The following is a 4,168-nucleotide window of genomic DNA, read 5'->3' as shown; positions in this document are numbered from 1 at the left end:
GGTGCCCCGCATCGGCCACGTCCGCAACGCCTCGCGGCCCTCCAGCGCGGCGTGCACGTCGGCGTGGCGCAGCCGCGGCAGCCGGACCCCCAGCGACCACATGCCGCTCGCCGCGTCCTGCGCCTGCATGGCCCCGAACCACTGCACCACCTCGGCCACCGTGCCCGGCTGGCCGGCGGGATGCGGGCGCAGCAGCAGGCTGGTCATCCGCAGCGCCAGGGCCTCGGTCGCGGTGAGCTGCACGGGATGGCCGCCTTTCCAGGGCTGGACGTCCGGCCAGCATAGGGGCGGCCACCGACGATCCGGACCGGCGTGGGGTGTCGGGGCTTAAGTGCTCCGGGAGCGGGAAAGCGGGCCGCCGGAGCACGCGCGCCGAGCGCGCGGGAGGGAGTGACATGACTGCGTCCAGCGAGCCGGCCCGTAGCGGCGGCGGCACACCCACGCGGACCCGGGGCGACCGGCCGGGCACGGCGGCCAAGACCAGCGCGGCGGCGACGTTCGCCCTGGTGTTCGGGGTGTCCGCGCTGATCTGCGTGCTCACCGCGATCCTGGCCTGGGCCGGCCTGATCCTGGGCATCATCGGCGTCATCCTCGGCATCGTCGGGCTCAAGATGGCCCGCCGGCCCGGCGTGACCGGGCGGGGCGTCGCGATCGGTGGCCTGGTGCTCAGCGCCCTGGCGGTGTTGATCGGACTCGCCCTCGCCGCCGGGATCACCACGTTCATCAACAACGAGGGTGCGGTCGACCGGATCCAGCAGCAGGTCGACGACCTGAGGGACAAGCTCGACGACTGACCGGCGGGCCTGGTCGCGTGCCCCCGCCGCGTCGCGGGGCGCGCGACGGGGCGGCGACCTGCCCGACTAGGGTGGTCGGGTGCTCCGCCAGGTCACCGGAATCCGCTACGTCACCCCGCTGCGCGAGGGCGGCTCGCTGCCCGGCGTGGTGGAGGCCGACGACCTCGGCACGTACGTGGCGAAGTTCCGCGGCGCCGGGCAGGGGCCGAAGGCGCTGGTGGCCGAGGTGATCTGCGGTGAGCTGGCGCGCCGGCTGGGGCTGGCCGTGCCGCCGCTGGTGGTGCTCGACATCGACCCGGTGATCGGGCGGGCCGAACCGGACCAGGAGGTGCAGGAGCTGCTGCGCAACAGCGGCGGCGCCAACCTGGGCATGGATTTCCTGCCCGGCGCGCTGGGCTACGACCCGGTCGCCCACCCGGTCGACGCCGCGCTCGCCTCCCGGGTGCTCTGGTTCGACGCGTACGTGGAGAACGTCGACCGCAGCTGGCGCAACCCGAACCTGCTGGTCTGGCACCGCGAGCTCTGGCTGATCGACCACGGCGCCTCGCTGTACTTCCACCACAACTGGCCCCGGGCGCAGGCCGCGGTGCACCGCGCCTACCGCGCCGACGATCACGTGCTGGCCGCGTACGCCGGGCGGATGGCCGAGGCGGACGCGGAGCTGAGCCCCCGGGTGACCCGGGACCTGCTCAGCGAGGTGCTGGCCCTGGTGCCCGACGGCTGGCTGGACGGCCCCGACTTCGACTCCGTCGACGCGGCGCGCGCCGCGTACGTGGAGCACCTGGCCGCCCGGGTCGCCCGCCGCGGCGACTGGCTGCCGCAGGGGAGCCCGGCGTGAGACACCCCTTCGAGTACGCGGTGATCCGGCTGGTGCCCCGGGTGGAGCGCGGCGAGCAGATCAACGTCGGCGTGCTGCTCTACTGCCAGCAGCGGGACTTCCTCGGCGCGCGTACCCACCTGGACGCCGACCGGGTACGGGCGCTCGCGCCGCAGGTCGACCTGGAGGCGGTGGCCGCGGTGCTGCGCTCCTGGGACCGGACCTGCGCCGGCGACGGCCCGTCCGGCGGGATGAAGCTGGGGGAGCGGTTCCGCTGGCTGGCCGCACCGCGCAGCACGATGGTCCAGGCCGGGCCGGTGCACACCGGGCTGACGGCCGACCCGGCGGCCGAGCTGGACCGGCTGACGGACGCGCTGGTCCGCTGAGCGCTGTCGGCGGGCGTCTGCCCTGACCGCGCTACGCCAGCGACGCTGCCGGCGGAGCGCGATCCCCCGTTCAGGTGCGCCGGCGCGGGGCGGCGGCCGGGCCGGCCGTTGCCTGTGCGAGAAGGATCCCCGGCGGCGAGACGCCCGGACACCGGTGCCTTGGGGAACTTGCGGAAATCTTGAGCCGTGGCGCGGGACCGGCGCGCCCCGTCGCCGGGCGGTGCTCAGAGCCGGCGGTGCATGACCAGCAGGTCCACGTACCCCTCGGCGGGGTGCCGGAAGCCCTCCGGCACCCGGCCGACCACCTCGAAGCCGAGCGACCGCCAAAGCGCCACGGCCCGGGTGTTGGTCGCCACCACCGCGTTGAGCTGCATCGCCCGGTAGCCGTCGGCCCGGGCGAGGTCGAGCAGGTGCGCGCCGAGTGCCCGGCCGACACCCCGCCCGGCCGCGTCCGGGGCGACCATGAAGCTGGCGTTGGCCACGTGGTCGCCCGGTCCGGCCTGGTTCGGCGTCAGCTTCGCCGAGCCGAGCACGACGCCGTCGGGGTCCACGGCGACCACGGTGCGCCCGGGCGGCGGCACCAGCCACATCCGCCGGGCCTGCTCCTCGTCCACGTCCCGGGGCCACGTGTAGGTCTCGCCGGCGGCGACGATCTGCCGCAGGAAGGGCCAGATCAGCGGCCAGTCGTCGGCGCTCGCCTCCCTGATCTCCATCCGTCGATCATGGCACGCCGGGCGGGCCCCGCAGCGCGCTCCGGCCGCCGCCGTGGTGACGGTCCGTCGACGGATTCCGTGCACGGCGGGGCCGACTTTGGCCACCAACGCGTCGTTTGACACTGCAACTAACGGGTAGTCGCCGGAGCTGATCCGAAACTTGAGGAGGGGAACATCCGATGGCTGCCCAGATCAAGGTCGCGGTGATCTACTACAGCGCGACCGGCATCACGTACCAGATGGCGCAGGCGGCGTGCGAAGCCGCAGGTGAGGCCGGCGCGGACGTACGACTGCGCAAGGTGCGCGAGCTGGCGCCGGATGAGGCGATCCGCTCCAACTCCGGCTGGCAGGCGCACCACCTGGAGACGCAGGAGGTGCCGCAGGCGCAGATCGACGACATCGCCTGGGCCGACGTGGTGATCTTCGGCTCGCCCACCCGCTACGGCATGGTCGCCGCCCAGCTCAAGCAGTTCATCGACACCACCGGTCCGCTCTGGGCGCAGGGGTCGCTGTCCAACAAGGTCTACTCCGCGTTCACCTCGACCGCGACCTCGCACGGCGGTCAGGAGACGACGCTGACCTCGCTGTTCACGATCTTCTACCACTGGGGCGGGCTGGTGGTCACGCCCGCCTACTCCGACCCGAGCCAGTTCGTGGCCGGCAACCCGTACGGCGCCTCGCACACCAGCAACAACGGTGAGATCGCGCCGGACAGCATCGCGCTGGGCGCGGTCGGGCTGACCGCCCGGCGGGCGGTGGAGATCGGCACCTACCTGAAGAAGGGCATGGCCGCCGCCTGAGCACACGCGACCGGCGGTCCGGGCGGGGGCTCTCGACCCGCCCGGACCGCCGGTCGCCCCCAGCCCTACCCCCGATCGGTGCGACTATGCCCGCTCGGCCGCCGCCGACAGCTCACCGGCCGGCGCGGGCAGCAGGTCCCGCAGCAGGTCGGCGAGGACGGCCAGGCCGTCGGGGCTGAGCACCGACTCGGGGTGGAACTGCACCCCGGCGAAACCCCGCCCGCGCAGGGCGTGCACCGCCCCGTCCACGTCGTCCCGGGACACCTCCACCGGCCCGTAGGCGGTCTCCAGCCGGTCCGCGTCCGCCCGGGCCGTGAAGGTCGAGTAGAAGCCCACCCGCCGGCGGGTGCCGAAGACCGGCACCTCCCGCTGGGGCCCCTGGTACGGGGCGTCGCGCCGGTGCAGCGGCAGCCCGAGCAGGCCGGAGAGCAGCTGGTGGCCCAGGCAGACGGCCAGCGTGGGCCGGCCCTCGGCGAGCAGCCCGGCGAGCAGCCCGCGCATCGCCAGCATCTTCGGCTCTGCGGTGCTGCCGGGATCGCCCGGGCCCGGCCCGATGACCACCAGGTCGTACCCGTCCACCGGCCCGGGGACGTGCCACGGTCGCACCTCGACGGCGAGGCCGAGCGCCCCGAGCTGGTGGGCCAGCATCCCGGTGAAG

General features: G+C 74.4%; 7 protein-coding genes. 4 read left to right on the top strand and 3 right to left on the bottom strand.

Going from position 1 to position 4,168, the window contains the following annotated elements; genetic code table 11:
* A partial coding sequence (locus NCC78_RS28570) for a DNA glycosylase AlkZ-like family protein (RefSeq protein ID WP_250798398.1) occupies positions 1 to 207 on the bottom strand: 207 nt, incomplete at its 3' end.
* Positions 208 to 395: 188 nt separating this feature from the next.
* Between NCC78_RS28570 and NCC78_RS28565 the strand changes: the two genes are divergently transcribed.
* The 3 genes from NCC78_RS28565 (at position 396) to NCC78_RS28555 (ending at position 1,997) form a co-directional block, all read left to right on the top strand.
* Entirely contained in the window at positions 396 to 794 is a 399-nt protein-coding gene (locus NCC78_RS28565) for a DUF4190 domain-containing protein (RefSeq protein ID WP_250798397.1), read from the top strand.
* A 79-nt stretch (positions 795 to 873) separates the two neighbouring features.
* A complete protein-coding gene (locus NCC78_RS28560; RefSeq protein ID WP_250798395.1) occupies positions 874 to 1,632 on the top strand; it encodes a HipA family kinase in 759 nt (252 codons plus the stop codon).
* Positions 1,629 to 1,997: a DUF3037 domain-containing protein gene (locus NCC78_RS28555; RefSeq protein WP_250798394.1), complete on the top strand. Its 369-nt coding sequence runs from the start codon at positions 1,629 to 1,631 to the stop codon at positions 1,995 to 1,997. Before NCC78_RS28560 ends, NCC78_RS28555 begins: the two co-directional genes overlap by 4 nt.
* Positions 1,998 to 2,221: 224 nt before the next feature.
* On the opposite strand, the gene NCC78_RS28550 is transcribed toward NCC78_RS28555, so the two are convergent.
* Positions 2,222 to 2,710, bottom strand: a complete 489-nt coding sequence (locus NCC78_RS28550) for a GNAT family N-acetyltransferase (protein ID WP_250798393.1) — start codon at positions 2,708 to 2,710, stop codon at positions 2,222 to 2,224.
* A gap of 179 nt (positions 2,711 to 2,889) precedes the next feature.
* Between NCC78_RS28550 and wrbA the strand changes: the two genes are divergently transcribed.
* Complete coding sequence (gene wrbA, locus NCC78_RS28545) at positions 2,890 to 3,510, top strand: NAD(P)H:quinone oxidoreductase (RefSeq protein ID WP_250798392.1); 621 nt, start codon at positions 2,890 to 2,892, stop codon at positions 3,508 to 3,510.
* An 84-nt stretch (positions 3,511 to 3,594) separates the two neighbouring features.
* On the opposite strand, the gene NCC78_RS28540 is transcribed toward wrbA, so the two are convergent.
* On the bottom strand, positions 3,595 to 4,168 hold a 574-nt coding region (locus NCC78_RS28540), incomplete at its 5' end, for an aminodeoxychorismate/anthranilate synthase component II (RefSeq protein ID WP_250798390.1).

The organism is Micromonospora phytophila (genome assembly GCF_023656545.1).
In the GTDB taxonomy this organism is placed as follows: Bacteria; Actinomycetota; Actinomycetes; order Mycobacteriales; family Micromonosporaceae; genus Micromonospora; species Micromonospora phytophila.
This window is presented reverse-complemented; position numbering and strand designations above follow the sequence as displayed.

Bases quoted from the DNA above. Each gene is read 5' to 3' on its own strand.
- NCC78_RS28565 (WP_250798397.1), top strand. From the start codon at position 396: ATGACTGCGTCCAGCGAGCCGGCCCGTAGCGGCGGCGGCACACCCACG.
- wrbA (WP_250798392.1), top strand. From the start codon at position 2,890: ATGGCTGCCCAGATCAAGGTCGCGGTGATCTACTACAGCGCGACCGGC.
- NCC78_RS28550 (WP_250798393.1), bottom strand. From the start codon at position 2,710: ATGGAGATCAGGGAGGCGAGCGCCGACGACTGGCCGCTGATCTGGCCC.